The 2,631-nt window shown below is 40.4% G+C and carries 2 protein-coding genes; both read left to right on the top strand.

From position 1 onward, the window contains the following. Positions 1 to 1,090, top strand: a 1,090-nt coding sequence (gene dnaJ / locus GXZ13_02710; GenBank protein NLX74749.1) for a molecular chaperone DnaJ, incomplete at its 5' end; no start/stop codon positions are given. A gap of 245 nt (positions 1,091 to 1,335) precedes the next feature. After that, entirely contained in the window at positions 1,336 to 2,484 is a 1,149-nt protein-coding gene (locus GXZ13_02705) for an ABC transporter substrate-binding protein (GenBank protein ID NLX74748.1), read from the top strand. The last annotated feature ends 147 nt before the right edge of the window (positions 2,485 to 2,631 follow it).

The raw sequence follows: 2,631 nt of genomic DNA, 5'->3' as shown, positions 1-2,631 counted from the left end.
TTACGAAATATTGAATGTACCGCGAGGGGCCTCGGCAGATGAAATAAAAAAGGCCTACAGAAAATTAACTAGAAAATATCACCCGGATGCAAATCCGGGTGATAAACAGGCCGAGATAAAATATAAAGAGATAAATGAAGCAAATGATGTTTTGAGTGACTCCAAAAAACGTGCTCAATATGATCAATTCGGCTATGTGGGGGATATGCCCCCCGGAGGGTCAGGGGGATTTAGTGGATTCGGAGGTTTTTCCGGAGCCGCAGATTTTGGAGATATTTTTGGAGATCTTTTCGGCAGTGCGTTTGGTGGTGCAGGTAGAAGGTCTTCTAATCCTAATGCCCCACGCCGCGGAAGCGACCTAGAGTATGCAATGCAAATAACCCTAGAGGACGCATATCGTGGTGCGAGTAAAAAGATTTCTATTCCTAAATTGGATACTTGTTTAAACTGCAAGGGAAGCGGTGCTGAACCTGGAAGCAAGGTGAATAAATGTCCTACATGCGGAGGCAAGGGACAAGTACAGCAGGCTATAAATACTCCTTTTGGGCAAATGGTGCAAAACACAGTTTGTCCGGCATGTCATGGCAAAGGAGAAATAATAGAAACACCTTGCAAACAGTGTCGAGGTCAAGGTCGTGTGCGTACACAGCATTCTGTTGACGTTAAAATACCTGCCGGAGTTGATACAGGTATTAGGCTGAGAGTCGCAGGTCAAGGCGAGGCCGGCATCAATGGAGGGCCACCTGGAGATTTATTTATACTATTAGAAGTCCGTTCAGACAAGAGATTCCAGCGTAGAGGCGACGATTTAAACGTTGCAATAGATATATCATATCCGCAAGCAGTATTAGGCTGTGAAGTAAAGATAGAGACTTTTGACGGCATAGAAACGCTAGATGTTCCAGCCGGGACTCAGCCAGGTTCAAAGTTGAGAATAAAGAAACACGGGATGCCTAAGCTACGTGGTGGGGGCAAGGGAGATATGAACGTATTGGTACGTGTAAACGTCTCCAAAAAGCCATCCTCAAAAGAAAGGGCTCTCCTGTTAGAGCTAGCAGATGAAATGAAAGTTCAGGTTAAAAATAAGTAAAATATAAATACTATAAAATATCATCTTAATCTTAAATGCCCCGTATAAAATACGGGGCATTTTTATATAGACTTTATATCTTTGCGTAAAAATAAAAAATAACAGCTACTTCTGATGGTGTCTATTTACACAAATAAGAATGAAAGATAGAATAGAGCGCGTTAATTGTTTTACATCGCTTTATTAAACTTAATTAATTCAAGCAATTAATTGAATATTTTTAAAATACTCGGAGGTGGCTTGTCATGAAAAAAGTAACCGTAGCCTTGTCTCTATTGTTTGTTCTATGTTTAGGTTTGGCAGCTTCAGCTGCTACTCCCATCAAGATTGGTTATCTTGCTGCACTTACAGGAGATTATGCCGCATATGGAACAACCGAAGTAAATATGGCTAAATTGGTAGTTGGTGATATAAACGCTAAGGGCGGTTTGCTCGGACGTAAAATTGAATTGGTTGTATACGACACAAAAACACGTAATGAGGACGCAGTAAATGCTGTTCGTCGTATGATTAAAAGCGATAAAGTCTGTGCGATAATCGGAGCCAACTCAAGCGGGATAAATATTGCAACTGCACCGATAGTTCATAAGGGAAAGACACCTCAGATTTCTACAGTTGGAACAAATCCCCTCGTTACAGTGGACTATAAAGGTAAAGTTCGTCCTTATTCATTTCGTGTTTGTTTCACAGACCCATATCAAGGGGCTCTTGCAGCAGATCTTGCAAAAGTTGAATTAAAAAAGAACAGTGCTGCAATTCTTTACAACGTGGGTTCCGACTATGCTCAGGGGCTTCGTGAGTTTTTCACCAAAAGCTACAAAGATTTAGGCGGTAAAATTGTCGCGGATGAAGGTTATCGCGATACAGATGTTGATTTTAGAGCACAGCTAACAAAAGTTAAAAGCTCTGGAGCAGAAGTTCTTTTCCTGCCTGGAATGGGCAAGGATATGGCACTAATAATCAAACAAGCACGAGAACTCGGGCTAAATATTGCAATTATAGGCGGAGATGGTTATGGAGAATTAATGAACGAAATAGCCGGAAAGGCCATGAAGGGAACATATTGGATTAACCATACGTATCTTTCAGATCCTGGGATGGCGCCTATTTTTAAGCGCTATAAAGAAGTATACAAAGATGACTGCAAGGAATTTGTAAACGGAACTATGGCATATGATGCTACTCAGTGGCTTCTAAATGCTATAGAACGCGCAAACAGTACAGATGGGACAGCAATTGCAAAGGCGCTCGAGACGACAAAGAATCTTAAGTTGGCACATGCCACACTATCGATAAGTGCAGAAGACCACAATCCCATTAATAAAGCGGGAATTATTCTAAAAGTTGACGATAATTTAAAAATGCAGTTCTATAAAAAGGTTCAACCTAAATAGATATTTCCTAAATAATTAGGTTGTCCGATTATTCTTTACTTTTGTTTTATGTTATCCTAAAGATTGTGCGAAAATTGCCACTGCATCATTGATAAAGACCGAGGTGTTTTTTTGGATATTATTCAACAACTAATAAATGGCCTTTCA

It is taken from the genome of Synergistaceae bacterium (genome assembly GCA_012728235.1).
GTDB lineage: Bacteria > Synergistota > Synergistia > Synergistales > Synergistaceae > JAAYFL01.
The sequence above is the reverse complement of the archived record's forward strand: the minus strand, read 5'-3'. Positions and strand labels throughout refer to the sequence as shown.

Excerpts from the sequence above, each read along its gene's own strand:
- GXZ13_02705 (NLX74748.1), top strand. The coding sequence starts at position 1,336 with ATGAAAAAAGTAACCGTAGCCTTGTCTCTATTGTTTGTTCTATGTTTA.